11 protein-coding genes, 4 tRNA genes, 5 rRNA genes and 1 pseudogene are annotated in these 25,749 nt (G+C 61.2%); 6 read left to right on the top strand and 15 right to left on the bottom strand.

Annotation, left to right across the window (positions count from 1 at the left end; genetic code table 11):
• Nucleotides 1-9: 9 nt before the first annotated feature.
• Nucleotides 10-2,091 (bottom strand): molybdopterin-dependent oxidoreductase, encoded by a 2,082-nt coding sequence (locus FA90_RS17345; RefSeq protein WP_036170758.1) that lies wholly within the window; start codon nt 2,089-2,091, stop codon nt 10-12.
• Between the two features lie 152 nt (nt 2,092-2,243).
• Here FA90_RS17345 and FA90_RS17350 point away from each other — a divergent pair, with 152 nt between their 5' ends.
• On the top strand, nt 2,244-3,437 hold the full coding sequence (locus tag FA90_RS17350) for a M20 aminoacylase family protein (RefSeq protein ID WP_036170761.1): 1,194 nt from the start codon (nt 2,244-2,246) through the stop codon (nt 3,435-3,437).
• Here the strand turns inward: FA90_RS17350 and FA90_RS17355 are convergent.
• Nucleotides 3,434-4,345 (bottom strand): NAD(P)-dependent oxidoreductase, encoded by a 912-nt coding sequence (locus tag FA90_RS17355; protein WP_081933907.1) that lies wholly within the window; start codon nt 4,343-4,345, stop codon nt 3,434-3,436. The genes FA90_RS17350 and FA90_RS17355 overlap by 4 nt on opposite strands.
• Nucleotides 4,346-4,487: 142 nt before the next feature.
• Here FA90_RS17355 and FA90_RS17360 point away from each other — a divergent pair, with 142 nt between their 5' ends.
• The 3 genes from FA90_RS17360 to FA90_RS17370 all read left to right on the top strand — a co-directional run bounded on the left by FA90_RS17360 (nt 4,488) and on the right by FA90_RS17370 (nt 6,923).
• On the top strand, nt 4,488-5,039 hold the full coding sequence (locus FA90_RS17360) for an acyloxyacyl hydrolase (RefSeq protein WP_036170777.1): 552 nt from the start codon (nt 4,488-4,490) through the stop codon (nt 5,037-5,039).
• A gap of 130 nt (nt 5,040-5,169) precedes the next feature.
• The gene (locus FA90_RS17365) at nt 5,170-6,615 is read left to right on the top strand and encodes a DHA2 family efflux MFS transporter permease subunit (RefSeq protein ID WP_036170780.1); all 1,446 of its coding nucleotides are present in this window, start codon (nt 5,170-5,172) and stop codon (nt 6,613-6,615) included.
• The gene (locus FA90_RS17370; protein WP_036170783.1) at nt 6,612-6,923 is read left to right on the top strand and encodes a hypothetical protein; all 312 of its coding nucleotides are present in this window, start codon (nt 6,612-6,614) and stop codon (nt 6,921-6,923) included. Before FA90_RS17365 ends, FA90_RS17370 begins: the two co-directional genes overlap by 4 nt.
• Before the next feature lie 137 nt (nt 6,924-7,060).
• On the opposite strand, the gene rrf (FA90_RS17375) is transcribed toward FA90_RS17370, so the two are convergent.
• From rrf (FA90_RS17375) to FA90_RS17395, 5 genes are all read right to left on the bottom strand, one after another.
• Nucleotides 7,061-7,173: ribosomal RNA gene (gene rrf / locus FA90_RS17375) — 5S ribosomal RNA — on the bottom strand.
• Nucleotides 7,174-7,289: 116 nt separating this feature from the next.
• Nucleotides 7,290-10,181 (bottom strand): 23S ribosomal RNA (locus FA90_RS17380).
• A gap of 223 nt (nt 10,182-10,404) precedes the next feature.
• Nucleotides 10,405-10,480 (bottom strand) — tRNA-Ala (locus FA90_RS17385).
• 104 nt (nt 10,481-10,584) lie between these two features.
• Nucleotides 10,585-10,661: transfer RNA gene (locus FA90_RS17390), tRNA-Ile, on the bottom strand.
• Nucleotides 10,662-10,737: 76 nt separating this feature from the next.
• Nucleotides 10,738-12,266, bottom strand: a 16S ribosomal RNA gene (locus FA90_RS17395).
• Together the 16S, 23S and 5S rRNA genes with 2 tRNA genes alongside form the textbook arrangement of a ribosomal RNA operon.
• 545 nt (nt 12,267-12,811) lie before the next feature.
• On the opposite strand from FA90_RS17395, the pseudogene FA90_RS17400 reads away from it, so the two are divergent.
• Nucleotides 12,812-14,670, top strand: a pseudogene (locus FA90_RS17400) (sigma-54-dependent Fis family transcriptional regulator).
• An 18-nt stretch (nt 14,671-14,688) separates the two neighbouring features.
• Here the strand turns inward: FA90_RS17400 and FA90_RS17405 are convergent.
• Complete coding sequence (locus FA90_RS17405) at nt 14,689-15,078, bottom strand: DUF779 domain-containing protein (protein ID WP_036170786.1); 390 nt, start codon at nt 15,076-15,078, stop codon at nt 14,689-14,691.
• 10 nt (nt 15,079-15,088) lie between these two features.
• Complete coding sequence (gene adh, locus FA90_RS17410) at nt 15,089-16,609, bottom strand: aldehyde dehydrogenase (protein WP_036170789.1); 1,521 nt, start codon at nt 16,607-16,609, stop codon at nt 15,089-15,091.
• Between the two features lie 249 nt (nt 16,610-16,858).
• Here adh and FA90_RS17415 point away from each other — a divergent pair, with 249 nt between their 5' ends.
• Nucleotides 16,859-18,976: a TonB-dependent receptor gene (locus FA90_RS17415; protein WP_036170792.1), complete on the top strand. Its 2,118-nt coding sequence runs from the start codon at nt 16,859-16,861 to the stop codon at nt 18,974-18,976.
• Here FA90_RS17415 and FA90_RS17420 read toward each other — a convergent pair.
• From FA90_RS17420 to FA90_RS17445, 6 genes are all read right to left on the bottom strand, one after another.
• Nucleotides 18,964-20,460 (bottom strand): DUF3482 domain-containing protein, encoded by a 1,497-nt coding sequence (locus FA90_RS17420; RefSeq protein ID WP_051971889.1) that lies wholly within the window; start codon nt 20,458-20,460, stop codon nt 18,964-18,966. The two genes, FA90_RS17415 and FA90_RS17420, sit on opposite strands and share 13 nt — an antisense overlap.
• On the bottom strand, nt 20,457-21,938 hold the full coding sequence (locus FA90_RS17425; protein WP_036170808.1) for a DUF2868 domain-containing protein: 1,482 nt from the start codon (nt 21,936-21,938) through the stop codon (nt 20,457-20,459). The genes FA90_RS17420 and FA90_RS17425 overlap by 4 nt, the downstream gene beginning before the upstream one ends.
• Before the next feature lie 151 nt (nt 21,939-22,089).
• Nucleotides 22,090-22,202, bottom strand: a 5S ribosomal RNA gene (rrf, locus tag FA90_RS17430).
• Nucleotides 22,203-22,318: 116 nt separating this feature from the next.
• A 23S ribosomal RNA gene (locus FA90_RS17435) occupies nt 22,319-25,192 on the bottom strand.
• A 229-nt stretch (nt 25,193-25,421) separates the two neighbouring features.
• A tRNA-Ala gene (locus FA90_RS17440) sits at nt 25,422-25,497 on the bottom strand.
• 102 nt (nt 25,498-25,599) lie between these two features.
• Nucleotides 25,600-25,676: transfer RNA gene (locus FA90_RS17445), tRNA-Ile, on the bottom strand.
• Nucleotides 25,677-25,749: the final 73 nt, after the last annotated feature.

Consider the following 25,749-nt stretch of genomic DNA (forward strand, 5'->3'; position numbering starts at 1 on the left):
TTGTCGGGTTCATGGTGCAGCCTTTTCGACTTGCACCAGGGTGTCGTAGAAAGTGGGCGCCCGCCCCATGTCGGTCAGGCGCTGGCTGGTGACTTCGTTGGCGTTCTTGCCGTCGCTGGCGAGCTTCTTCCACCAGATCGACAGGCCGACCACCAGGCCGGCCCGCGCTCTGGCGGTGACGCGGGCGCGCGCGACGAACGAGCCCCGGTCGTTGAAGATGCGTACCATCTCCTTGTCCTGAATGCCGCGTTCTGCGGCGTCGAGGGGATGGATGTCCAGGTGCGGCTCGCCTTCCGTTGCACGAAGGCTCTGGACATTGACAAAAGTTGAGTTGAGGAAGTTCCGTGCCGGCGGCGAAATCATCGCCAACGGGTACCTGGCCGCCAGTTCGGGATTCGAGGCCACGGATTCGTAATTCGCGATGTAGGCCGGCAGCGGGTCGAGGCCATCGGCCAGCATCGACGCCGAGTAAAACTCGCACTTGCCCGACGGCGTCGGGAAACCGCCTTCGGCAAACGGCGCCGCCGGCATGTTCAGCTTTTCCCAGCCCTTCTGCTTGAGCGATTCCCAGTCGAAGTGCACGGCGCGCTGGTGCTTCTTGTCGAAGGCTTGCGCGGCCAGCTGGTCATCCGTCTCGAGGAAAGCCGGATCGGTAAAGCCCATGCGCTGCGCGAGCAGACGGAAGATCTCGGTATTCGGCTTCGATTCGCCCAGCGGCGCAATCGCTGCGTTATTCGCCATCATGTACAGGTGGCCGTAGGCCAGGTGCGCATCGACGTGCTCGAGCTGGGTGGTGGCCGGCAGCAGGATGTCGGCGTAGTCGGCGCTGTCGGTCTGGAAGTGTTCCAGCACCACGGTAAACAAATCTTCGCGCTCGAAGCCGCGCTGCACCTTGTTCGAATCCGGCGCGATCGCCAGCGGGTTGGCGTTGTAGACGATCACGGCTTCGACCTTCGGGCCGAATTCGGGCGAGGCTTCCTTGAGCAGGTCGTCGCCGATGGTCGTCATGTTGATCGTGCGTGGCAGGCGCCCGCGCAGCAGGTCCGGGCGCTGCAGCGCCAGCTTGTTCGACGGGAACGAACCCGAGGTCGACAGCTGGATGCCGCCGGCCGCATGGCGCCAGGCGCCGACCAGCGCCGGCAGGCAGGCGATGTTACGCACCGCCATGCCGCCGCCGCGCACGCGCTGCAAGCCGTAGTTGACGCGGATCGCCACCGGTTCATTGCGCCGCGCCGTTTCGCCATATTCGCGCGCCAGGTTGACGACTTCGTCGACGCTGATGCCGCAGGTTTCGGCGGTGCGCTCCGGCGTCCATTCGGCGATGCGGTCCTTGAGCTGGCCGAAACCGAGCGTGTGGCGTTCGATGTAGTCGTGGTCGACCAGGTTTTCCTTGACCAGCACGTGCATCATGCCCAGCGCCAGCGCGCTGTCGGTGCCGGGCAGCACGGCGATGTGCTGGTGGCACTTCTCGGCGGTTAGCGAGCGGTACGGGTCGATCGCGATCAGCTTGGCGCCGCGGCGCTTGGCTTCCTGCGCGCGCATCCAGAAGTGCAGGTTCGAGGCGATCGGGTTGCCGCCCCAGATCAGGATCAGCTTGGCGTCCTGGAAGTGTTCGAGGTCGGTGCCGATCGAGCCGCCGATCGTGTATTTGTAGCCGGTAAAGCCGGCGGTGGCGCACACGGTGCGGTCCAGGAAGGAAGCGCCGAGCTGGTTGAAGAAGCGCATCGCCATCGCCTCGCCCTGCACCAGGCCCATGGTGCCGCAATAGCTGTAGGGCAGGATGGCTTGCGGATCGCGTTCGGCGATCGGCTTCAGGCGCGCGGCGATCTCATCCAGTGCCTGGTCCCACGTGATGCGTTCGAATTTTCCTTCCCCCTTCTTGCCGACGCGGCGCATCGGGTGCAGCAGGCGGTCGGGGTGATAGGTGCGGTCGACGTAGCGCGACACCTTGGTGCACAGCACGCCGGCCGTGGTCGGGTGGTCCGGATCGCCCTTGACCTCGGTCGCCACGCCATCCTCCACGGTGACGAGGATGGCGCAGGTATCGGGGCAGTCATGCGGGCAGGTGGCCCTGACGAGGGTCTTGGTCATTAAATCAATCCGGGAAAAAACGTCGAGAAACCAATACTTTATACGATTCCTGAGACTGCCGTGAGGGGTCTGGTCAGCGCCCTGGCGGAAGGACTACAATAGTTCCAAACATGCATTGCCAGGTCGGCAAAGCGCCAACAGGGAGAACATGAATGAGAATCGTCGAACCCATTCTCGCATTCCAGTCCGAGCTCGAAGCGATCCGGCGCGACATCCACGCCCATCCCGAACTCTGCTACGAAGAACAACGCACGGCCGACGTCGTCGCCGCCCGCCTGACCGAATGGGGCATCCCGGTCGTGCGCGGCCTGGGCGTCACCGGCGTGGTCGGCATCATCAAGAATGGCACATCCGGCAAGGCCATCGGCTTGCGCGCCGACATGGATGCGCTGCCCATGCAGGAACTCAACACATTTGAGCATGCGTCGCGCCATGCGGGCAAGATGCATGCATGCGGCCACGACGGTCATACGGCAATGCTGTTGGGCGCAGCCCACTATTTGTCGCGTCATCGCAACTTCGACGGCACCGTGTATCTCATCTTTCAACCCGCCGAGGAAGGCGGCGCCGGCGCGCGCCGCATGATCGAAGATGGGTTGTTCGACAAGTTCCCGATGGACGCGGTGTACGGCATGCACAACTGGCCGGGCCTGCGCGCCGGCAGCTTCGGCGTGGTCGAAGGGCCGATGATGGCATCCAGTAACGAGTTCCGCCTGGTCGTGAAAGGCAAGGGCGCGCACGCGGCCCAGCCGCACCGCGGCATCGACCCGGTGATGACGGCGGTGCAGATCGCGCAGAGCTGGCAGACCATCGTCTCGCGCGAAAAGAACCCGCTCGACACCGCCGTGCTGTCGATCACGCAGATCCACGCCGGCAGCGCCACCAACGTCATCCCCGACGAAGCCGTCATGATCGGCACCGTGCGCACCTTCTCGACCGTCGTACTCGACCTGATCGAGCGCCGCATGGGCGAGATCGCAAGCGGCGTGGCGAGCGGCTTCAACGCCAGCGTCGACTTCACGTTCAAGCGCAATTACCCGCCGCTGATCAACCACCCGGCCGAGACGGCGTTCGCGGTCGAGGCGATGCGCGCGACCGTCGGCGCGGACAACGTCGACACGGATGTCGAGCCGACCATGGGCGCCGAAGACTTCGCGTTCATGCTGCAAGCCAAGCCGGGCTGCTACGTCTTCCTCGGCAACGGCGACGGCGAGCACCGCATGGGCGGCCACGGTCTCGGGCCTTGCCAGCTGCATAACGGCAGCTACGACTTCAACGACCAGTTGCTGCCGATCGGGGCCAGCTTCTGGGCGCGGCTGGTGGAGATGAGCCTGCCGGCGGCTTAAGTTTCGGCGCCGGGCAGGCGGTCGGGCGCATCGCCGACCCGCTTGCCCGGATTCAGGCGCTCCAGCCCGATCAGGGCGGCCGCATGGTCGGCCTGCGGCAGGTCGCCGACGATCGTTGCATAGTGTCGCGTCACCAGCTCGGTCACCGGCAGCGTCACGCCGGCGCCCTCGGCGGCAGCGAGGATGTTGCGCTGGTCCTTCAGCTGCGTCTTGACCTGCCCGCCCGGCACGAAATTCCTTTCCAGCATGCGCTGGCCATGCACCTCCAGCACGCGGCTGCCGGCGAAGCCGCCACGGATCGCCTCGCGCACCGCGGCCGGGTCGGCGCCGGCCGCCTGGGCCAGCAGCAGCGCCTCGGCCACCACGTTGATGGTCGCGCCGACGATCAGCTGATTGCACAGCTTGGCAACCTGCCCGCTGCCGACCGGCCCCACGCGCACCGGCGTACCCAGCGCGCGCAACACCGGCTCGGCCTGCGCAAAGTCTTCCGGTGCGCCCCCGGCCATGATCGCCAGCGTGCCGGCTTCGGCGCCGAGCACGCCGCCCGACACCGGCGCGTCGACGAAGCGGCAGCCGCGCGCGTGCAGGCGCGCGGCAAAATCCAGCGCCTCGTCCTGGCGCGTCGAACTCATGTCGATCCACAGCGTATCGGGCTGCAGCGCCGGCAGCGCCGCGTCGATGACGGCGCCGACCGTCGGCCCGTCCTGCAGCATCGAGATGACGATGCCGGCGCCGCGTACGGCATCGGGCAGGCCGGCACAGGGCCGGGCGCCGCTTGCCCGCAGCGCCTCGGCTTTTTCATGGGTACGGTTCCAGGCGTTCAAGGCCAGGCCGGCCTCGGCCAGCCGGATCGCCATCGGCCGGCCCATCAGGCCGATGCCGAGGAATGCGAGCCTCGGTGCGTTCATGATCTGTCCATTTAATCCAACACCGGGCCATTTTAGCAATTAGCGGACTGACCACCCGATTGCTCCGACCTCGCTACAATAGCGGCTTGGCCGCGATGCTTACTCATTTCCGCGGCCTTAATTCCAACACTAAAGGCGTCTCATGAAGAAAATCCTCAGTTCCCTCGCAGCCGCAGCCGCGCTGTTCGCCGCACAAGCCGGTCACGCGCAGACCACCGGCCTGGTCGATTCCGTGTCCGTGGAAGGCGGCGGCGGCGAGCACATGCAGCTGGTCCGCTTCGCGGCCCAGAAAGACTGGAACCAGAACTGGCTTCCGTACGGCGGCTACCACCTGTCGGGCTATTGGGACGCCAACGTCGCCTACTGGCGCGCCAACCAGTGGCTGGACGTCAAGGGCAACCACAAGAACCTGGCCGTGATCGGCATCACCCCGGTGTTCCGCTGGGAAGCCGACGACAAGCTTGGCTTCTACGCCGACGCCGGCATCGGCGCCGCCCTGTTCTCGAGCGTCTACCGCAACACCCACCGCCAGCTGTCGACCGCCTACGAGTTCGCGGACCACGTCGGCGTCGGTTACGTGTTCGCCAACAAGTGGGAAGTCGGTGCGCGCATCCAGCACTACTCGAACGGCGGCATCAAGCACCCGAACGGCGGCGTCAACCTGGCCGTGCTGAAGGTCGCGTACCACTTCTGAATCGCCTCGGCGCCGCGTGCGTGCGCGTACGCGGGACGGTTGAAGTCGGGCTCACGTGATTTATGTAACAATCGGGGCGGGCGGCGCCTGCCCCGAGCGTCGCGAACGATGGATCAGCGATGGATCACCGATGAGCGATAACCCCTCCGTCAAGAGCTACCTGCCGTGGCTGGTGGCGACTGCCCTGTTCATGGAGCAGCTCGACGCCACCATCGTCAACACGGCCGTCCCCAGCATCGCGGCCAGCTTGAACGTCACGCCGCTGTCCCTCAAATCGGTCGTCACCAGCTACATCCTGAGCCTTGCTGTCGGCATTCCGGTCAGCGGCTGGATGGCCGACCGCTTCGGCACGCGGCGCGTGTTCGCCAGCGCCATCGCGGTGTTCACCCTGGCCTCGGTACTGTGCGGCCTGTCGGTCAGCGCCCCGATGATGGTGTTCGCGCGCCTGCTGCAAGGCCTGGGCGGCGCGATGATGATGCCGGTCGGGCGCCTCGCCATCATCCGCACCTTTCCGAAAAACGAACTGCTGGGCGCGATGAATTTCGTGATCCTGCCGGCGCTGATCGGGCCCCTGCTCGGACCGACCGTCGGTGGCCTGATCGTGCACTGGCTGTCGTGGCGCGTGATCTTCTTCGTCAACGTGCCGGTCGGCCTGACCGCGCTTTACCTGGTGCTGCGCCACATGCCGGACTACCACGGCGCCGAACAGCGCCCGCTCGACGTCATCGGCCTGATCCTGTTCAGTTCCGGCACCGCCATCCTGTCCTGGTTGCTGGAGATCTTCGGCGAGCACACGCTCGACGGCGTCACCGCGCTGCTGATGCTGGGCATGTCGGTGGCGCTGCTGACGGCCTACGTCTGGCACGCGCGCTCGAACACCTATCCGCTGCTGCGCCTGTCGCTGTTCAAGGTGCGCACCTTCCGCATTTCGGTGCTGGGCGGCTTCATCACGCGCCTGGGGATCGGCGGCCTGCCCTTCCTGCTGCCGCTGCTGTACCAGCTCGGGCTGAAGCTGCTGCCGTGGCAATCGGGCCTGTTGATGATGCCGACCGCCGCCGCGGCAATGGGCATGAAGCTGATCGCGCCCAAGGTGCTGGCGCGCTTCGGCTACCGCTCGGTGCTGCTGGTGAACACGATCTGCATCGGCATCACGATCGCACTGTTCTCGCTGGTCGGGCCGAGCACGCCGTGGTACCTGATCGCCGGCATCGGCCTGCTGCAGGGCTTCTTCAATTCCCTGCAATTTTCCAGCATGAACACGCTTGCCTACTCGGACATCGAACCGCGCGACTCGAGCATGGCCAGCACGATCGCCAGCTCGTTCCAGCAGCTGTCGATGAGCTTCGGCCTCGCGGCCGGCACCCTGGTCACCGCCTGGTTCCTTGGGCGCGTGCCGCAAACCAACCAGGCGATGGTGACGGCCGCCCTGCACCATGGCTTCCAGTTCCTGGCCGTGATGACGGTGCTGTCCTCTCTCGTATTCTGGCGCCTGCGGCGCGGCGATGGCGAAAGCATCAGCAAGGGCAAGACCGCGACGGCGGTGGCGCAGGATCCGACGCCGTTGTCTCAGGCTTGAGTACGCAGGCCGATTCGACCTATTTCAACGATGGGAACAACCATGCGATTGCCTGGCGTATCGATGGCAGCGAGTTCGGCGACACCGCCGCGGCGATCCATATCGCGCATAACGCCTGGAGCGCTCAAGTCAACTTCACGTTGCCCTGGCCGGGCAATGGCAAGAGCTGGTATCGCGTGACCGATACCAGCAGCTGGGCGGAGGGTGTAAATCAGGTGCGCTCACCAGTATCCGAAGACGCGTTTGGCGGCGAGAACAGCAGTTATGGGGTGTGCGGACGCGGGACGATGGTTTTGATCCCCAAATAAAAGGGTCCGCTGGCGGCGGCGCAGCCGCCGCCAGCGTATTGGCGCCGTCGAGGCGTATTTTCCGGTCGCGGCATTCCGGCTTTGGAAAAGCAAAAAGCCCGCCCAGTATCAACTGGACGGGCTTCTGCGAATAATTAGCCTGACGATAACCTACTTTCACACTGGTTGCAGCACTATCATCGGCGCAAAGTCGTTTCACGGTCCTGTTCGGGATGGGAAGGGGTGGTACCGACTTGCTATGGTCATCAGGCATGACTTGTACGGGCGTCGCGTTTGCGTTGGCTTGGCGCCGCCCTGAATCTGGAAGAAGTAGTTTTATCTGTTGTATCGAACTGCTGAACTCGTTGGCATGACTGCCAAGGTTATAGGGACAAGCCGTACGGGCAATTAGTATCGGTTAGCTTAATGCATTACTGCACTTCCACACCCGACCTATCAACGTCCTGGTCTCGAACGACCCTTCAAGGAGCTCAAGGCTCCGGGAAATCTCATCTCAAGGCGAGTTTCCCGCTTAGATGCTTTCAGCGGTTATCTCTTCCGAACTTAGCTACCCGGCAATGCCACTGGCGTGACAACCGGTACACCAGAGGTTCGTCCACTCCGGTCCTCTCGTACTAGGAGCAGCCCCCTTCAAATTTCCAACGCCCACGGCAGATAGGGACCAAACTGTCTCACGACGTTTTAAACCCAGCTCACGTACCACTTTAAATGGCGAACAGCCATACCCTTGGGACCGGCTACAGCCCCAGGATGTGATGAGCCGACATCGAGGTGCCAAACTCCCCCGTCGATATGAACTCTTGGGAGGAATCAGCCTGTTATCCCCAGAGTACCTTTTATCCGTTGAGCGATGGCCCTTCCATACAGAACCACCGGATCACTATGTCCTACTTTCGTACCTGCTCGACTTGTCGGTCTCGCAGTTAAGCACGCTTATGCCATTGCACTATTAGCACGATGTCCGACCGTACCTAGCGTACCTTCGAACTCCTCCGTTACACTTTAGGAGGAGACCGCCCCAGTCAAACTGCCTACCATGCACTGTCCCCGATCCGGATCACGGACCAAGGTTAGAACCTCAAACGAACCAGGGTGGTATTTCAAGGTTGGCTCCACGGGAACTGGCGTCCCCGCTTCAAAGCCTCCCACCTATCCTACACAGATTGGTTCAAAGTCCAATGCAAAGCTACAGTAAAGGTTCATGGGGTCTTTCCGTCTAGCCGCGGGTAGATTGCATCATCACAAACATTTCAACTTCGCTGAGTCTCGGGAGGAGACAGTGTGGCCATCGTTACGCCATTCGTGCAGGTCGGAACTTACCCGACAAGGAATTTCGCTACCTTAGGACCGTTATAGTTACGGCCGCCGTTTACTGGGACTTCAATCAAGAGCTTGCACCCCATCATTTAATCTTCCAGCACCGGGCAGGCGTCACACCCTATACGTCCACTTTCGTGTTTGCAGAGTGCTGTGTTTTTATTAAACAGTCGCAGCCACCAGTTTATTGCAACCCTTTCGCCCTCACACAGTAAAGTGATCAAGCTACCGGGGCGTACCTTTTCCCGAAGTTACGGTACCAATTTGCCGAGTTCCTTCTCCCGAGTTCTCTCAAGCGCCTTAGAATACTCATCTCGCCCACCTGTGTCGGTTTGCGGTACGGTCTCGTATGACTGAAGCTTAGAGGCTTTTCTTGGAACCACTTCCGATTGCTTCGCAGCTTAAAGCCGCTCGTCTCGACCCCTTGAATTACGTGCCCGGATTTGCCTAAGCACCTTCTATGAGTCAAAAACCAACTATTCCAACAGTTGGACAACCTTCCGCGATCCGTCCCCCCATCGCATCATACGACGGTGCAGGAATATTAACCTGCTTCCCATCAGCTACGCATCTCTGCCTCGCCTTAGGGGCCGACTCACCCTGCTCCGATGAACGTTGAACAGGAAACCTTGGGCTTTCGGCGAGAGGGCTTTTCACCCTCTTTATCGCTACTCATGTCAGCATTCGCACTTCTGATACCTCCAGCATCCTTTACAAGACACCTTCGCAGGCTTACAGAACGCTCTCCTACCATATAGATCAAGTGATAAATCACGAGAAATATATCCGCAGCTTCGGTGACTGGCTTAGCCCCGTTACATCTTCCGCGCAGGACGACTCGATCAGTGAGCTATTACGCTTTCTTTAAATGATGGCTGCTTCTAAGCCAACATCCTGACTGTTTTAGCCTTCCCACTTCGTTTTCCACTTAGCCAATCTTTGGGACCTTAGCTGGCGGTCTGGGTTGTTTCCCTCTTGACGCCGGACGTTAGCACCCGACGTCTGTCTCCCAAGCTCGCACTCATCGGTATTCGGAGTTTGCAATGGTTTGGTAAGTCGCAATGACCCCCTAGCCATAACAGTGCTCTACCCCCGATGGTGATACTTGAGGCACTACCTAAATAGTTTTCGGAGAGAACCAGCTATTTCCAGGTTTGTTTAGCCTTTCACCCCTACCCACAGCTCATCCCCTAATTTTTCAACATTAGTGGGTTCGGACCTCCAGGGCGTGTTACCGCACCTTCATCCTGGCCATGGGTAGATCACCTGGTTTCGGGTCTACACCCAGCGACTGTCGCCCTATTCGGACTCGATTTCTCTACGGCTCCCCTACTTGGTTAACCTCGCCACTGAATGTAAGTCGCTGACCCATTATACAAAAGGTACGCCGTCACCCCACGAAGAGGCTCCGACTGTTTGTATGCACACGGTTTCAGGATCTATTTCACTCCCCTCCCGGGGTTCTTTTCGCCTTTCCCTCACGGTACTGGTTCACTATCGGTCGATTACGAGTATTTAGCCTTGGAGGATGGTCCCCCCATCTTCAGACAGGATTTCACGTGTCCCGCCCTACTTATCGTACGCTTAGTACCACCGATCAGATTTCGCATACGGGACTATCACCCACTATGGTTCCTATTTCCAGAGGACTTTGCTATCTGTTCGACTATCACGTACAGGCTCATCCCATTTCGCTCGCCACTACTTTGGGAATCTCGGTTGATTTCTTTTCCTGCAGCTACTTAGATGTTTCAGTTCGCCGCGTTCGCTTCGCATACCTATGTATTCAGCATGCGATGACCTAAAAGGCCGGGTTTCCCCATTCAGACATCTACGGATCAAAGCTCGTTTGCCAGCTCCCCGTAGCTTATCGCAGGCTACAACGTCTTTCATCGCCTGTAATCGCCAAGGCATCCACCATGTGCACTTATTCACTTGTCCCTATAACGTTGGCCCCTGCATGAGTGTCAGGGAACGTCATAGTTAAAGTTCAGCTTACTTTGTTTGATACATACAGATTTTCTACCCTAAGTGTGCATTTGATCGTTGGATCAACTACACGCTTAAAGAAAACTTTACTTCTTCCAGATTGTTAAAGAACGAGAACTACACTTATCAAAAGATAGCGACGCTATGTTTTGATAAGGATAGTCTGAACAGTCGATGGTGGAGGATGACGGGATCGAACCGACGACCCCCTGCTTGCAAAGCAGGTGCTCTCCCAGCTGAGCTAATCCCCCAAACTTCATCACAAAAAAGTACAAACCTACTTTTTTGTGGGTCGAGGTAAAAATCCCTGGCAGAGCCAGATGATTTTTACGGATCAAACACGATGAAGGCAACGTGGTAGGGCTGGTTGGACTCGAACCAACGACCCCCGCGTTATCAACACGGTGCTCTAACCAGCTGAGCTACAGCCCCGAAACTGTTCTCTCTGTTCAACAGCCGATAAGCGTAGGCGCTTGATGATTGAGCGTTAGCCCAGGTGCCACTCTAGAAAGGAGGTGATCCAGCCGCACCTTCCGATACGGCTACCTTGTTACGACTTCACCCCAGTCACGAATCCTACCGTGGTAAGCGCCCTCCTTGCGGTTAAGCTACCTACTTCTGGTAAAACCCGCTCCCATGGTGTGACGGGCGGTGTGTACAAGACCCGGGAACGTATTCACCGCGGCATGCTGATCCGCGATTACTAGCGATTCCAACTTCACGCAGTCGAGTTGCAGACTGCGATCCGGACTACGATACACTTTCTGGGATTAGCTCCCCCTCGCGGGTTGGCGGCCCTCTGTATGTACCATTGTATGACGTGTGAAGCCCTACCCATAAGGGCCATGAGGACTTGACGTCATCCCCACCTTCCTCCGGTTTGTCACCGGCAGTCTCATTAGAGTGCCCTTTCGTAGCAACTAATGACAAGGGTTGCGCTCGTTGCGGGACTTAACCCAACATCTCACGACACGAGCTGACGACAGCCATGCAGCACCTGTGTTCAGGCTCCCTTTCGGGCACACCCGGATCTCTCCAGGCTTCCTGACATGTCAAGGGTAGGTAAGGTTTTTCGCGTTGCATCGAATTAATCCACATCATCCACCGCTTGTGCGGGTCCCCGTCAATTCCTTTGAGTTTTAATCTTGCGACCGTACTCCCCAGGCGGTCTACTTCACGCGTTAGCTGCGTTACCAAGTCAATTAAGACCCGACAACTAGTAGACATCGTTTAGGGCGTGGACTACCAGGGTATCTAATCCTGTTTGCTCCCCACGCTTTCGTGCATGAGCGTCAGTCTTGACCCAGGGGGCTGCCTTCGCCATCGGTGTTCCTCCACATCTCTACGCATTTCACTGCTACACGTGGAATTCTACCCCCCTCTGCCAGACTCCAGCCTTGCAGTCTCCAACGCAATTCCCAGGTTAAGCCCGGGGATTTCACGTCAGACTTACAAAACCGCCTGCGCACGCTTTACGCCCAGTAATTCCGATTAACGCTTGCACCCTACGTATTACCGCGGCTGCTGGCACGTAGTTAGCCGGTGCTTATTCTTCAGGTACCGTCATTAGCCCAGGGTATTAACCCAAGCCGTTTCTTCCCTGACAAAAGAGCTTTACAACCCGAAGGCCTTCTTCACTCACGCGGCATTGCTGGATCAGGCTTGCGCCCATTGTCCAAAATTCCCCACTGCTGCCTCCCGTAGGAGTCTGGGCCGTGTCTCAGTCCCAGTGTGGCTGGTCGTCCTCTCAGACCAGCTACTGATCGTCGCCTTGGTGAGCCTTTACCTCACCAACTAGCTAATCAGATATCGGCCGCTCCAAAAGCATGAGGTCTTGCGATCCCCCACTTTCATCCGTAGATCGTATGCGGTATTAGCGTAACTTTCGCTACGTTATCCCCCACTTCTGGGTACGTTCCGATATATTACTCACCCGTTCGCCACTCGCCGCCAGGTTGCCCCGCGCTGCCGTTCGACTTGCATGTGTAAAGCATGCCGCCAGCGTTCAATCTGAGCCAGGATCAAACTCTTCAGTTCAATCTCTGTTTGCGACACTTTCGTGTCATTCGCTATCGCTAGCGAAGTCGCCCACTCAAAATACTGACCGTCGCCTCATTGCTGAGACAACGTATTTCTTTTGCGTGAACATTTGATAATTTAAGTATTCAGCAGCCGCTTACGCGACTGCCGGCACCTCATCAAACGCCCACACTTATCGACTGTTTATTGTTAAAGAACCGTGTTCTGTACTGCCTTGCTGCGTTGTGCGAATCGTTTTGTTCGTCAGCAGCAGAGGAATAAGATTATGCAGTGTTTCGCGTTACTCGTCAACCCCTTCGTTTTCTGCAGTGCGCTCGATGTTGCTGAGATAAAAGGCTTAACTCCTTGTTTCGGTTAAACTTTTCGTGCGCTGCAGAAGCAGGCGGCGAACTATAGCAAATCCTCGCCCACCTTTGCAAGCCCCTTCGGTTTGTCCCTCTGGCACACCGATGCTACATTATCGAATAGTCGACTTCCACCGATAGAGCCGCAACCCAGGGCCAGCCAGGAGACATGGAATGACGCTTCAAACCGCTTCGGCGATGATCGCCGATTCGCATCAGCGTTCCGAACACTACGGCTTGCGCGCCCACGCACGGCCCGACCTCGATCCACTGGCCGGTTCGGCGCTCACGGCGCTGGTCGAGCGCAACCGCATGCTGTACAGCCACGCGTTGCCGGCGATGGAAACGCTGTACCAGCAGATCGTCAACACGCACAACATGGTGTTGCTCACCGATGCGGACGGCGTCATCCTGCACTCGCTCGGCGATGCCGACTTCCTGGCCAAGGCCAACCGCGTCGCCCTGGCGCCCGGCGTCGACTGGTCCGAAGCGCGCCGCGGTACGAATGCGATCGGCACCGCCATCGCCGAGCAGGCCCCGGCCACGGTCCACGCCAGCCAGCACTACCTGACCGCCAACCACTTCCTCACCTGTTCCGCGGCGCCCATTCTCGACCATCGCGACCAGGTGGTCGGCGTGCTCGACGTCAGCGGCGACCGGCGCAGCTTCACAAGCACACGATGGCCCTGGTGCGCATGTCGGCGCTGATGATCGAGAACCACATGTTCGCGGCGAATTTCGAAGATGCGGTCACCCTGCACTTCCACACCCGCCCCGAATTCATCGGTACCCTGATGGAAGGGATCGCCTCGTTCACGCCCGGCGGCCGCTTCCTCGCAGCGAACCGGAATGGCCTGTTCCAGCTGGGCTTGTCGACAGCCGCCCTGCAGAGACACACCTTCAGTTCGCTGTTCGGCCTGCCCTTGTCGTCCCTGTACGATCACTACCGGGCGGCGGCGCCCGGCCTGCTCGACCTGTGCATGCACAACGGCGTACGCGTGCGCGGGCGCGCGGAGCTGCGCCTGACGCATGGCGTGCACGTGCTGACCGCGGCGCCGGCGCCACCATCCCGACCGCAACTGGCCGAGCCAGCGCCCGGCAAGGCGCTGCGCGCGCTGGACAGCGGCGATGCCCGCGTCGCCCAGGTCGTCGCCAGGATCGAGCGCGTGCTCGGACGCGCGGTGCCGATCCTGATCATGGGCGAGACCGGTACCGGCAAAGACCTGCTGGCCCAGGCGATCCACCACGACTCGCCGCGCGCACAAGGTCCGTTCGTCGCCGTGAACTGCGCATCGATTCCGGAATCGCTGATCGAATCGGAACTGTTCGGCTACGAGGAAGGCGCGTTCACCGGCGCGCGCAAGAAGGGCGCGGTCGGCCGGATCGCCCAGGCCAGCGGCGGCACGCTGTTCCTCGACGAGATCGGCGACATGCCGCTCGCCCTGCAAGCGCGCCTGCTGCGCGTGCTCGAGGAGCGCAAGGTGACGCCGCTCGGCGGCGCCCGCGCGATCCCGGTCGACATCGAACTGGTGTGCGCGACGCGCCGCAACCTGCGCCAGCGGATCGCCGATGGCCTGTTCCGCGAAGACCTGTACTATCGGCTGAATGGCCTGGTGGTGAAACTGCCGGCGCTGCGCGAACGCATCGACCTCGAGGTGCTGGTGAGCCGGCTGCTGGCCTGCACGCACGGTCCGCGCTGCCGCGTGTCCGACCCGGTGCTGCAGCTGTTCCGGCGCCATGCCTAGCCGGGCAACCTGCGCCAGCTCGGCAGCCTGCTGCGCACCGCCGCGCTGATGGCCGGCGACGGCGCCGAGATCGGCCTGCAGCACCTGCCCGACGACTTCCTCGATGACCTCGACGCACCGGCGCCGGTCAGCACGCCACCCGAAGCCCGGCAAGCACACCAAGCGCAACCGGGTCCCAGGCTGCAAGACCTGGAACTGGGCGCCATCCAGCGCGCGCTCGCCACACATGGCGGCAACGTCTCGGCCACCGCGCGCGCCCTGGGGGTCTCGCGCAACACCATCTACCGCAAGCTGCCGCAGACGGCGCCGTAAACGCAGCGCGCCGGCCGCTCAACCGCCATGCCGGCGCGGCGGCTGCGCACGCAGCAGCTCGGACTCGGCATCGCTGAACAGGCGCGAACGCGTCAGGAAGCGCTTGCCCGTGCCGTTATCGAGCGAGAACATGCCGCCGTTCCCCGCCACCACGTCGATGATCAGCTGGGTGTGCTCCCAATAGGCGAATTGCTCGCTCCCCATATAAAAAGGCACGCCGTCCAGGCTGCCCAGGCAAACGTCGGCGTCGCCCAGGGCGAATTCGCCGGCCGGATAGCACATCGGCGTGCTGCCGTCGCAGCAGCCGCCGGACTGGAAGAACATCAGCGCGCCGTGGCGCTGCCGCAGCGCGCCGATGAAGGCCAGTGCGGCAGGCGTCGCGGTCACGCGTGCGATCTCGTCGCTCATCGCTTGGCCGTCAAAAGAAGCCGAGCGCCTTCGGGCTGTAACTCACCAGCAGGTTCTTGGTCTGCTGGTAGTGGTCGAGCATCATCTTGTGATTCTCGCGCCCGATGCCCGACTGCTTGTAGCCGCCGAAGGCCGCATGCGCCGGATACAGGTGATAGCAGTTGGTCCAGACCCGGCCCGCCTGGATCGCCCGGCCGACGCGGAAGGCGCGGCTGCCGTCGCGCGTCCACAAACCGGCGCCCAGGCCGTACAGCGTGTCGTTGGCGATGCGCAGCGCATCGGCTTCGTCCTTGAAGGTCGTCACCGAGACCACCGGACCGAAGATCTCTTCCTGGAAGATGCGCATGCGATTGTCGCCCTTGAACACGGTCGGACGCACGTAATAACCGCCGGCCAGGTCGCCCTCGTGCTGTGCGCGCTCGCCTCCGGCCAGCACCTCGGCGCCTTCCTGGCGGCCGACGTCGAGGTAGGACAGGATCTTTTCCAGCTGCTCCTGCGAAGCCTGGGCGCCGATCATCGTGCCCTCGTCGAGCGGATTGCCGGCCTTGATCCTGGCGACGCGCGCCAGCGCCCGCTCGATGAACTTGTCGTAGATCGATTCCTGCACCAGCACGCGCGACGGGCAGGTACACACCTCGCCCTGGTTCAGCGCGAACATGGCGAAGCCCTCGAGACACTTGTCGAAGAAATCGTCGTACGCATCCATCACGTCTTCGAAGAAGATGTTCGGCGATTTGCCGCCCAGCTCGAGCGTCACCGGGATCAGGTTCTGCGCGGCGTACTGCATGATCAGGCGCCCGGTGCCGGTCTCGCCGGTGAAGGCGATCTTGGCGATGCGCTTGCTCGACGCGAGCGGCTTGCCGGCCTCCAGGCCGAAGCCGTTGACCACGTTGACCACGCCGGCCGGGAGCAGGTCGCCGATCAGGTCGATCAGCACCATGATCGAGGCCGGGGTCTGTTCGGCCGGTTTCAGCACCACGCAGTTGCCGGCGGCGAGCGCCGGCGCCAGCTTCCACACCGCCATCAGGATAGGGAAATTCCAGGGGATGATCTGGCCGACCACGCCCAGCGGCTCGTGAAAGTGGTAGGCATAGGTTTCGTGGTCGATGGTCGAGATCGCGCCTTCCTGGGTGCGGATGCAGCTGGCGAAGTAGCGGAAGTGGTCGATCGCCAGCGGCAGGTCGGCGGCCATGGTCTCGCGGATCGGCTTGCCGTTGTCGATGGTCTCGGCGGTCGCGAGCATCTTGAGGTTCTGCTCCATGCGATCGGCGATTTTATTCAGGACGTTGGCGCGCTCGGCCGGCGAGGTCTTGCCCCAGGCCTCCTTGGCGGCGTGGGCCGCGTCCAGCGCCAGGTCGATGTCTTCTGCGGTCGAGCGCGCTACTTCGCAGAAGGGCTGGCCGGTGATCGGGGTCACGTTGGCGAAGTACTCGCCCTTGGTCGGCGCGACGAATTGGCCGCCGATGTAGTTGTCGTAGCGCTGGCGGAACGGATTGGCGACGCCGAGTTTGCCGATGTCTGCAAGATTCATGTCATCCTCTTCTATCTCTGGTGATGGGCGCGTGGCCGGATGGGTGTTGCTGCGCTTGGGTATCGCAAGCGGCGTGCCAGGCCCGAATGGTGCTTCTCCGCAGGGCGGATGCCCGCATTCCCCAGCGGCGCTGTCTCGCAGCGGAACAACTGCGCCAAAACGTGACAACCGGGCGCAACACTTCCGCTCAAGCGGACAGCAGCTTCCCTGCGCCAGGGGTATAGTGCGTGCCAAATTATTGGAGAGATAATGAAACGACATGCTCTTGGTTTGAACGTTCTCGCGGCGCTGTCCGCCATGGCGCCGTTGCTCGCCCAAGGCCAGGACGCGTCGGCCACGCCCGCCAACGTGGTCGTGGTGACCGGCAGCCGCACCGAGCACGCGGCGTTCGATCTGCCGGCTTCGGTCGACGTGGTCGATGCCAGCCAGATCGGCGCGGCCCAGCCGCGCGTCAACGCGTCCGAAGCGCTGGCGGCGGTGCCGGGCGTGGTGGTCCAGAACCGCCAGAACTATGCGCAGGACCTGCAGATCTCGTCGCGCGGCTTCGGTGCGCGCTCGCAGTTCGGCGTGCGCGGCGTGCGCCTGATCGCCGACGGCATCCCGGCCACCATGCCCGACGGCCAGGGCCAGGCCGCCACGTTCGACCTCGACCTGGCCGACCGCATCGAGGTGCTGCGCGGTCCCTTCTCTGCGCTGTACGGCAACCACTCGGGCGGCGTCATCCAGCTCTTTACGCGCGATCCGTCGGCGACGCCGACGGTGGACGTCGACGTCAGCGGCGGCAGCTACGGCATGCACAAGACCGACGTCAACGCGAGCGGCACCAGCGACGGTCTCGGCTACCTGATCGACGCCTCGCGCTTCGATACCGATGGCTACCGCGCCCACAGCGCGGCCCGGCGCGACCAGGGCTACGCCAAGCTGGTCACCGCGCCGACCAAGGACAGCCGCCTGACCATCGTCGCGGGCGGCTTGTCGCAGCACGACACCCAGGATCCGCTCGGCGTCACCTACGCTACCTGGCAGCGCGACCCGCGCGCCGGCGAGACCGACACCACCGATCCGCAAAACCCGCAGCGCACGCTGGCGGACCGCTACAACACGAGAAAAAGCATCGACCACGAGCAGGCCGGCGCGACCTGGGAACAGCGCTTCGGCGGCGACCGGCTGCGCATCACCGCGTACGGCGGCGAGCGCCACGTGGTGCAGTACCAGTCGTTCTCGAAAGCCTTCCAGGCCCCGCCCGGCAGTTCCGGCGGCGTGGTCGACTTCGACCGCGACTTCGAAGGCATCGACGCCAACTGGTATATGGCGCGCCCGCTGCTGGACGGCACGCTGCGCACCACGGTCGGCCTGGAGCTCGGCCGCTCGAGCGATGCGCGCACCGGCTACGAGAACTTCGTCGGCAACCAGTTCGGCGTGAAGGGCAAACTGCGCCGCGACGAGACCGATGACGTCAACAACACCGACCCGTACGCGCAGTTCGAGTGGGAGATCGACCGCTGGCTGCTGACCGCCGGCCTGCGCTACAGCCAGGTGCGCTTCGACGTCGAAGACCACTATCTGGCCAATGGCAACGACAGCGGCAGCGTCGACTACCGCCACACGACACCCCTGCTCGGCGCGCTGTACAAGATCAATCCGAATCTGAACGTGTACGCCAGCGCGGCGCGCGGCTTCGAGACGCCGACGCTGAACGAGGTGTTTTACTCCGGCACCGGCGGCGGCTTCAATTTCGGGCTCGCGGCGGCCAAGAGCACGCACCTGGAGGTGGGCGCCAAGGCGATCCTCGGCGAGGCGGTGCGCGTGAACGCGGCCGTGTTCCAGGTGAAGACGAGCGACGAGCTGGTGGTCGACAGTTCGTCGTCGGGCCGCACCAGCTACCGCAATGCCAGCTCGACCCTGCGCCAGGGCCTGGAAGTGGCGGCCGACGCGCAATGGTGGCGCAACTGGAATGCCCGGCTCGCACTGACCCTGCTGCGCGCCGTGTATGACGCGCCGTTCACGAATGTGCTGGAGGGCAGCCGCCTGCCGGGCGTGCCCAACGCCACCCTGTACGGCGAATTCGGCTGGAAGGATTCGTTGGAACACTTTGGCGCGGCATTGGAGACGGTCGCCAACACCAAGATGTACCCGGACGACGCCAACCAGGCGCAGCCCGCGCCCGGCTATGCGATCGCCAACCTGCGCGTGCAGGCGCAACAGCAGTTCGGCCCGTGGCACCTGAAAGCGTATGGCCGGGTGAACAACCTGTTCGACCGCGACTATATCGGCTCGGTCATCGTCGGCGACAGCAACCGCCGCTATTACGAAGGCGCGCCGGGGCGCAACTGGGTACTCGGCGCCAGCGCGCGCTACGCGTTCTGATCAAGCGGTTCGGGCCGCGCGTCGATGACGGCGCGCGCGCCCGGATACAGGCGTTCGAAGACGGCGCCGATCACCTTGGCAAGCGTATCGGTCACGGCCTGGGCGGCTGCGGCCGGGTCGGGCGCGGCGCGCACGGTCTGCCACAAACGTTCCGGGTCGGGGCAATGCATCTGCACCGCATCCTCGACCGCCGCCTGCCAGAACGGCGGCGCCTCCCCTTCGACGAAGTTGCCGCGTCCGCGTCCGAAGTGGGCGACGGCCAGGTAGCGCAGCACGCTGCTGATCAGGAGTGTCCGCAGGAAGGCGGGCGCGAACTGCACGCTCGGCTGGTTGCGGTCGGTCGTGGTATTGAACCCCCAGGCGGCGCCGGCCATCGTCAATGCGCCGACGATGGCGCCCAGCAGCGCACCGCCGCCGAGGGTCAGTCCGCCTGCCATCAGGTCGGCGCCCAGCCCCGTTGCCGCACCCGAGACCACCGCGCCGAGCAGCCCGGCCTGGGTCTTGTCGAGCGGCGCGCGGACGCTGAAATTGTCGCGCACGCGCGCGTTGATGCGGCCGGCTTCGCCCGGATCGAGGCGGTGCAGCTTCAGCAGCTGCGTGGTCGCCTGCGCGATGCCGGTGTCGAGGCGCTCGACCAGCTGGGCCATCGCCGCTTCCTGGCGTTTGGCTTCGTTTTTACCGAGACGGATCGCCTTCATCGCCGTCTGCAGCAGGCTGCCCTCCTCGTCCGGCACGGCTTGGCTGTCGCGTGCGGCGTTTGCAAGCTGGTCGGCGATCACGTCGAGCGAGGCTCGATAACGGCGCAGGTTATGCGCGCGCCAGGCGGCCAGCAGGCGTCCATAGCCGGGCCGTTTCGCGTCCGGCAGCAGCGCGCCGATCGCTTCGTAAAAGACATGCTCGTGCACCCAGCAGCGCGCGAACGCGTCCAGTGCGAGCACCTGGCGCACGATCGGATACTGATCGAGATGCTGGCGCCACAACGTCTGCTCGGCTTGTTCTTCGCTCGAGGGGCGCGGCCGCCCGAGCTGGTTCAGCAGGACGACCACCGGTTTGCCCAGCCACTCGAGGATGCGCATCTCGGCCGGCAGATAGCCGGCGTCGCGCGGCGGCTCGCTCGAATTGACCAGGTAGAGGATGACGTCGGCTTCATCGCGCGCCGCGCGCAGCGCTTGCTGGCTGAGCCAGAACGGACGGTCGCGGTAGCGGTCGAACACCTCGCGCAGGAACCAGCCGATCGGATTGCCGGCCATCGCCAAGCGCTTGAGCAGGCGGACCGAGTCGCCGAAGCCGGGCGTATCCCACAGCAGCAGGCGGTCGCCGTGCGGCGTCTCCTGCAGCAGGTGCGCTTCGGCGAAGCTGGTGACGTGGGCGGCGTCGCGCACTTCGCCGACATCGATGCCGACCAGAGTGCGCGCGAGCGTCGTCTTGCCGTTGTTGGTGTGCGAGACGAGCGCGAACTGGATCGTGGCCGGTGCGTTCATCATGCTCCCGTCACGGCCTTGGCGCTGTCCTGATCGAGCGGGTATTTGTCGGGTTGCAGCAGGTTGACCACGCTGACCGGCACGCCGTAATAGGCGCAGAACTGGCGCCACAGGGCGATCCGCTCCGACACGCGCACGTCGTCGCCGGCCGGGTTCAGCGAGCGCTCGAGCATGCCGGATTTGTCGACCAGCACGAGCAGGCCGTCCGGCAGCTGGCGCTTGATGGCATCGAGGAAGACGCCATGGTTTTCCTTTTCCGGCGTGGCGGACAAGTTGAACAGGACGGCGGTGACGGTGCCGTCTTCTTCGCCGCCGCTGCGCAGGTCGGCCATGGCGGTGTGGGCATCGTCGCCATAGGCAATGGGCGGACGCAGCATCACGCGCGCCTGCTCGCCGAACATCCGGACCGCCACGGCGGACAGGCCGCGATCGCGCGTTTCGTCGAGCGTAAAACTGTAGGGCAGCACGCGCAGCAGCGTCGGTCCCGTGCCCATGCCGATCTGGTCGGCCAGCGTGCGGTAATACGGCTGTTGCAGGTCGAGCGCGAAGCGGTGCGACAGGCGCGACGCACGCCAGCCCGAGAATGCCGCCAACAACAGGCGCGGCAGGACGACCAGCAGAAACAGCGTGGCTGCATACAGGTGGACCCAGCGCGCTCCGCCGGCTGGCGACGGCTCCTGCACGAAGCGCAGCGCCTGCACGTCGGCGAGCGTGAAGCCCTGGATCGGGAACACGGCCAGGGCCGGCGCGAACAGCCAGGACAGCAGGGCGTGGACCTGGCCGGCATCGAGGAACGTGCTCTCCCAGCCGGCCGCATATTGTGTCATCAGGCCGCGCGCGTACAGCGACAGGATGGCGCCGATGGCGAAAGCAGCCGCCGCCAGGTGAATCGCGCGCGCGAGACGCGCGTGCGTGAGACGCCAGGACAGCTCGGTCCAATCGACGGCGTACTGGCGCAGCGCCTCGGCCAGCGCGCCGGGCAGCTTGCGCGGCAGCCTGGCCTTGCCGACGCTGAGGCGGCGCATCATCTCCGGGCTCACCCAGCCGGCGCGGCGCGATGGCACGAACATCCAGATGAACAGGAGCAGGTAGACCAGCAGGTTCCAGCCGACGATCAGCAACAGCGGCGCGGACAGCAGGTCGATGCGGTGCGGGTCGGCGATGTGGTCGATGGCGGCGCCGAGGATGAGCGCGGCGAGCGGCAGCAGGATCGAGAGCGCAGGCAGCAGCGTGCGCCGCTGCAGCCAGCTCTTGAGCGCCGGGGTGCGCTCGGCAAGGCGTTTCAGGATCTGTTCGGCGCGGTGCTGCAGGAAGTGGTCGACCGTGACCGGCGATTTCTGGTCGGACGCCGACCATTGGGCGAGTTCGCGGGCGCTGCGGCTCGCATACATGCGGTCGTCGTCGCTGAGGATTTGACGCTCGGTGTCGGCGCTTTCGATGGCGCGGACCAGCACTACGTTTCTTGCTACCTGTTCGTTCATGTCGTTCGCTTTTAATGGTTAGACAACACGCACAGGTGCATTGTGCCCCAAGTTGCGTTTGGTCGACGGACGAACGGGTCAGGTATGTTTCCGGCCCTGGAAAGCAAAAAGCCCGCCCAGTATCAACTGGACGGGCTTCTGCGAATAATTAGCCTGACGATAACCTACTTTCACACTGGTTGCAGCACTATCATCGGCGCAAAGTCGTTTCACGGTCCTGTTCGGGATGGGAAGGGGTGGTACCGACTTGCTATGGTCATCAGGCATGACTTGTACGGGCGTCGCGTTTGCGCTGGCTTGGCGCCGCCCTGAATCTGGAAGAAGTTGTTTTGTCTGTTGTATCGAACTGCTGAACTCGTTGGCATGACTGCCAAGGTTATAGGGACAAGCCGTACGGGCAATTAGTATCGGTTAGCTTAATGCATTACTGCACTTCCACACCCGACCTATCAACGTCCTGGTCTCGAACGACCCTTCAAGGAGCTCAAGGCTCCGGGAAATCTCATCTCAAGGCGAGTTTCCCGCTTAGATGCTTTCAGCGGTTATCTCTTCCGAACTTAGCTACCCGGCAATGCCACTGGCGTGACAACCGGTACACCAGAGGTTCGTCCACTCCGGTCCTCTCGTACTAGGAGCAGCCCCCTTCAAATTTCCAACGCCCACGGCAGATAGGGACCAAACTGTCTCACGACGTTTTAAACCCAGCTCACGTACCACTTTAAATGGCGAACAGCCATACCCTTGGGACCGGCTACAGCCCCAGGATGTGATGAGCCGACATCGAGGTGCCAAACTCCCCCGTCGATATGAACTCTTGGGAGGAATCAGCCTGTTATCCCCAGAGTACCTTTTATCCGTTGAGCGATGGCCCTTCCATACAGAACCACCGGATCACTATGTCCTACTTTCGTACCTGCTCGACTTGTCGGTCTCGCAGTTAAGCACGCTTATGCCATTGCACTATTAGCACGATGTCCGACCGTACCTAGCGTACCTTCGAACTCCTCCGTTACACTTTAGGAGGAGACCGCCCCAGTCAAACTGCCTACCATGCACTGTCCCCGATCCGGATTACGGACCAAGGTTAGAACCTCAAACGAACCAGGGTGGTATTTCAAGGTTGGCTCCACGAGAACTGGCGTCCCCGCTTCAAAGCCTCCCACCTATCCTACACAGATTGGTTCAAAGTCCAATGCAAAGCTACAGTAAAGGTTCATGGGGTCTTTCCGTCTAGCCGCGGGTAGATTGCATCATCACAAACATTTCAACTTCGCTGAGTCTCGGGAGGAGACAGTGTGGCCATCGTTACGCCATTCGTGCAGGTCGGAACTTACCCGACAAGGAATTTCGCTACCTTAGGACCGTTATAGTTACGGCCGCCGTTTACTGGGACTTCAATCAAGAGCTTGCACCCCATCATTTAATCTTCCAGCACCGGGCAGGCGTCACACCCTATACGTCCACTTTCGTGTTTGCAGAGTGCTGTGTTTTTATTAAACAGTCGCAGCCACCAGTTTATTGCAACCCTTTCGCCCTCACACAGTAAAGTGATCAAGCTACCGGGGCGTACCTTTTCCCGAAGTTACGGTACCAATTTGCCGAGTTCCTTCTCCCGAGTTCTCTCAAGCGCCTTAGAATACTCATCTCGCCCACCTGTGTCGGTTTGCGGTACGGTCTCGTATGACTGAAGCTTAGAGGCTTTTCTTGGAACCACTTCCGATTGCTTCGCAGCTTAAAGCCGCTCGTCTCGACCCCTTGAATCACGTGCCCGGATTTGCCTAAGCACCTTCTATGAGTCAAAAACCAACTATTCCAACAGTTGGACAACCTTCCGCGATCCGTCCCCCCATCGCATCATACGACGGTGCAGGAATATTAACCTGCTTCCCATCAGCTACGCATCTCTGCCTCGCCTTAGGGGCCGACTCACCCTGCTCCGATGAACGTTGAACAGGAAACCTTGGGCTTTCGGCGAGAGGGCTTTTCACCCTCTTTATCGCTACTCATGTCAGCATTCGCACTTCTGATACCTCCAGCATCCTTCACAAGACACCTTCGCAGGCTTACAGAACGCTCTCCTACCATATGCTTACGCATATCCGCAGCTTCGGTGACTGGCTTAGCCCCGTTACATCTTCCGCGCAGGACGACTCGATCAGTGAGCTATTACGCTTTCTTTAAATGATGGCTGCTTCTAAGCCAACATCCTGACTGTTTTAGCCTTCCCACTTCGTTTTCCACTTAGCCAATCTTTGGGACCTTAGCTGGCGGTCTGGGTTGTTTCCCTCTTGACGCCGGACGTTAGCACCCGACGTCTGTCTCCCAAGCTCGCACTCATCGGTATTCGGAGTTTGCAATGGTTTGGTAAGTCGCAATGACCCCCTAGCCATAACAGTGCTCTACCCCCGATGGTGATACTTGAGGCACTACCTAAATAGTTTTCGGAGAGAACCAGCTATTTCCAGGTTTGTTTAGCCTTTCACCCCTACCCACAGCTCATCCCCTAATTTTTCAACATTAGTGGGTTCGGACCTCCAGGGCGTGTTACCGCACCTTCATCCTGGCCATGGGTAGATCACCTGGTTTCGGGTCTACACCCAGCGACTGTCGCCCTGTTCGGACTCGATTTCTCTACGGCTCCCCTATTTGGTTAACCTCGCCACTGAATGTAAGTCGCTGACCCATTATACAAAAGGTACGCCGTCACCCCACGAAGAGGCTCCGACTGTTTGTATGCACACGGTTTCAGGATCTATTTCACTCCCCTCCCGGGGTTCTTTTCGCCTTTCCCTCACGGTACTGGTTCACTATCGGTCGATTACGAGTATTTAGCCTTGGAGGATGGTCCCCCCATCTTCAGACAGGATTTCACGTGTCCCGCCCTACTTATCGTACGCTTAGTACCACCGATCAGATTTCGCATACGGGACTATCACCCACTATGGTTCCTATTTCCAGAGGACTTTGCTATCTGTTCGACTATTACGTACAGGCTCATCCCATTTCGCTCGCCACTACTTTGGGAATCTCGGTTGATTTCTTTTCCTGCAGCTACTTAGATGTTTCAGTTCGCCGCGTTCGCTTCGCATACCTATGTATTCAGTATGCGATGACCTAAAAGGCCGGGTTTCCCCATTCAGACATCTACGGATCAAAGCTCGTTTGCCAGCTCCCCGTAGCTTATCGCAGGCTACAACGTCTTTCATCGCCTGTAATCGCCAAGGCATCCACCATGTGCACTTATTCACTTGTCCCTATAACGTTGGCCCCTGCATGAGTGTCAGGGAACGTCATAGATCAAATTCAGCTTACTTTGTTTGATACATACAGATTTCTACCCTAAGTGTTCACTACATCTTTCAATGTATTGAACGCTTAAAGAAAACTTTACTTCTTCCAGATTGTTAAAGAACGAGAACTACACTTATCAAAGACTGAACAATAATTTGTTATGTCTTGGATAAAGGTAGTAGAAACAGTCGATGGTGGAGGATGACGGGATCGAACCGACGACCCCCTGCTTGCAAAGCAGGTGCTCTCCCAGCTGAGCTAATCCCCCCATGCCGCCTTTGTCATCTAAAAATGATCCGGCTCTGCCGGGCATTTTTAGCTAACGCAGTTCCAAACGAAAGTAGGTTTTTACTTTCGTTTGAAAGGGGCTTGGTAGGGCTGGTTGGACTCGAACCAACGACCCCCGCGTTATCAACACGGTGCTCTAACCAGCTGAGCTACAGCCCCGAAAACTGTTCTCTCTGTTCAACAGCCGATAAGCGTAGGCGCTTGATGCTGAGCGTTAGCCCAGGTGCCACTC

Source organism: Massilia sp. 9096, from assembly GCF_000745265.1.
Classification (GTDB): domain Bacteria; phylum Pseudomonadota; class Gammaproteobacteria; order Burkholderiales; family Burkholderiaceae_D; genus Telluria.

What these genes read in the sequence shown, in the direction of transcription:
- FA90_RS17360 (WP_036170777.1), top strand. Translation starts at nt 4,488, where the DNA reads ATGAAGAAAATCCTCAGTTCCCTCGCAGCCGCAGCCGCGCTGTTCGCC.
- adh (WP_036170789.1), bottom strand. Translation starts at nt 16,609, where the DNA reads ATGAATCTTGCAGACATCGGCAAACTCGGCGTCGCCAATCCGTTCCGC.
- FA90_RS17355 (WP_081933907.1), bottom strand. Translation starts at nt 4,345, where the DNA reads ATGAACGCACCGAGGCTCGCATTCCTCGGCATCGGCCTGATGGGCCGG.
- FA90_RS17415 (WP_036170792.1), top strand. Translation starts at nt 16,859, where the DNA reads ATGAAACGACATGCTCTTGGTTTGAACGTTCTCGCGGCGCTGTCCGCC.
- FA90_RS17405 (WP_036170786.1), bottom strand. Translation starts at nt 15,078, where the DNA reads ATGAGCGACGAGATCGCACGCGTGACCGCGACGCCTGCCGCACTGGCC.
- FA90_RS17365 (WP_036170780.1), top strand. Translation starts at nt 5,170, where the DNA reads ATGAGCGATAACCCCTCCGTCAAGAGCTACCTGCCGTGGCTGGTGGCG.
- FA90_RS17350 (WP_036170761.1), top strand. Translation starts at nt 2,244, where the DNA reads ATGAGAATCGTCGAACCCATTCTCGCATTCCAGTCCGAGCTCGAAGCG.
- FA90_RS17345 (WP_036170758.1), bottom strand. Translation starts at nt 2,091, where the DNA reads ATGACCAAGACCCTCGTCAGGGCCACCTGCCCGCATGACTGCCCCGAT.
- FA90_RS17425 (WP_036170808.1), bottom strand. Translation starts at nt 21,938, where the DNA reads ATGAACGAACAGGTAGCAAGAAACGTAGTGCTGGTCCGCGCCATCGAA.
- FA90_RS17420 (WP_051971889.1), bottom strand. Translation starts at nt 20,460, where the DNA reads ATGATGAACGCACCGGCCACGATCCAGTTCGCGCTCGTCTCGCACACC.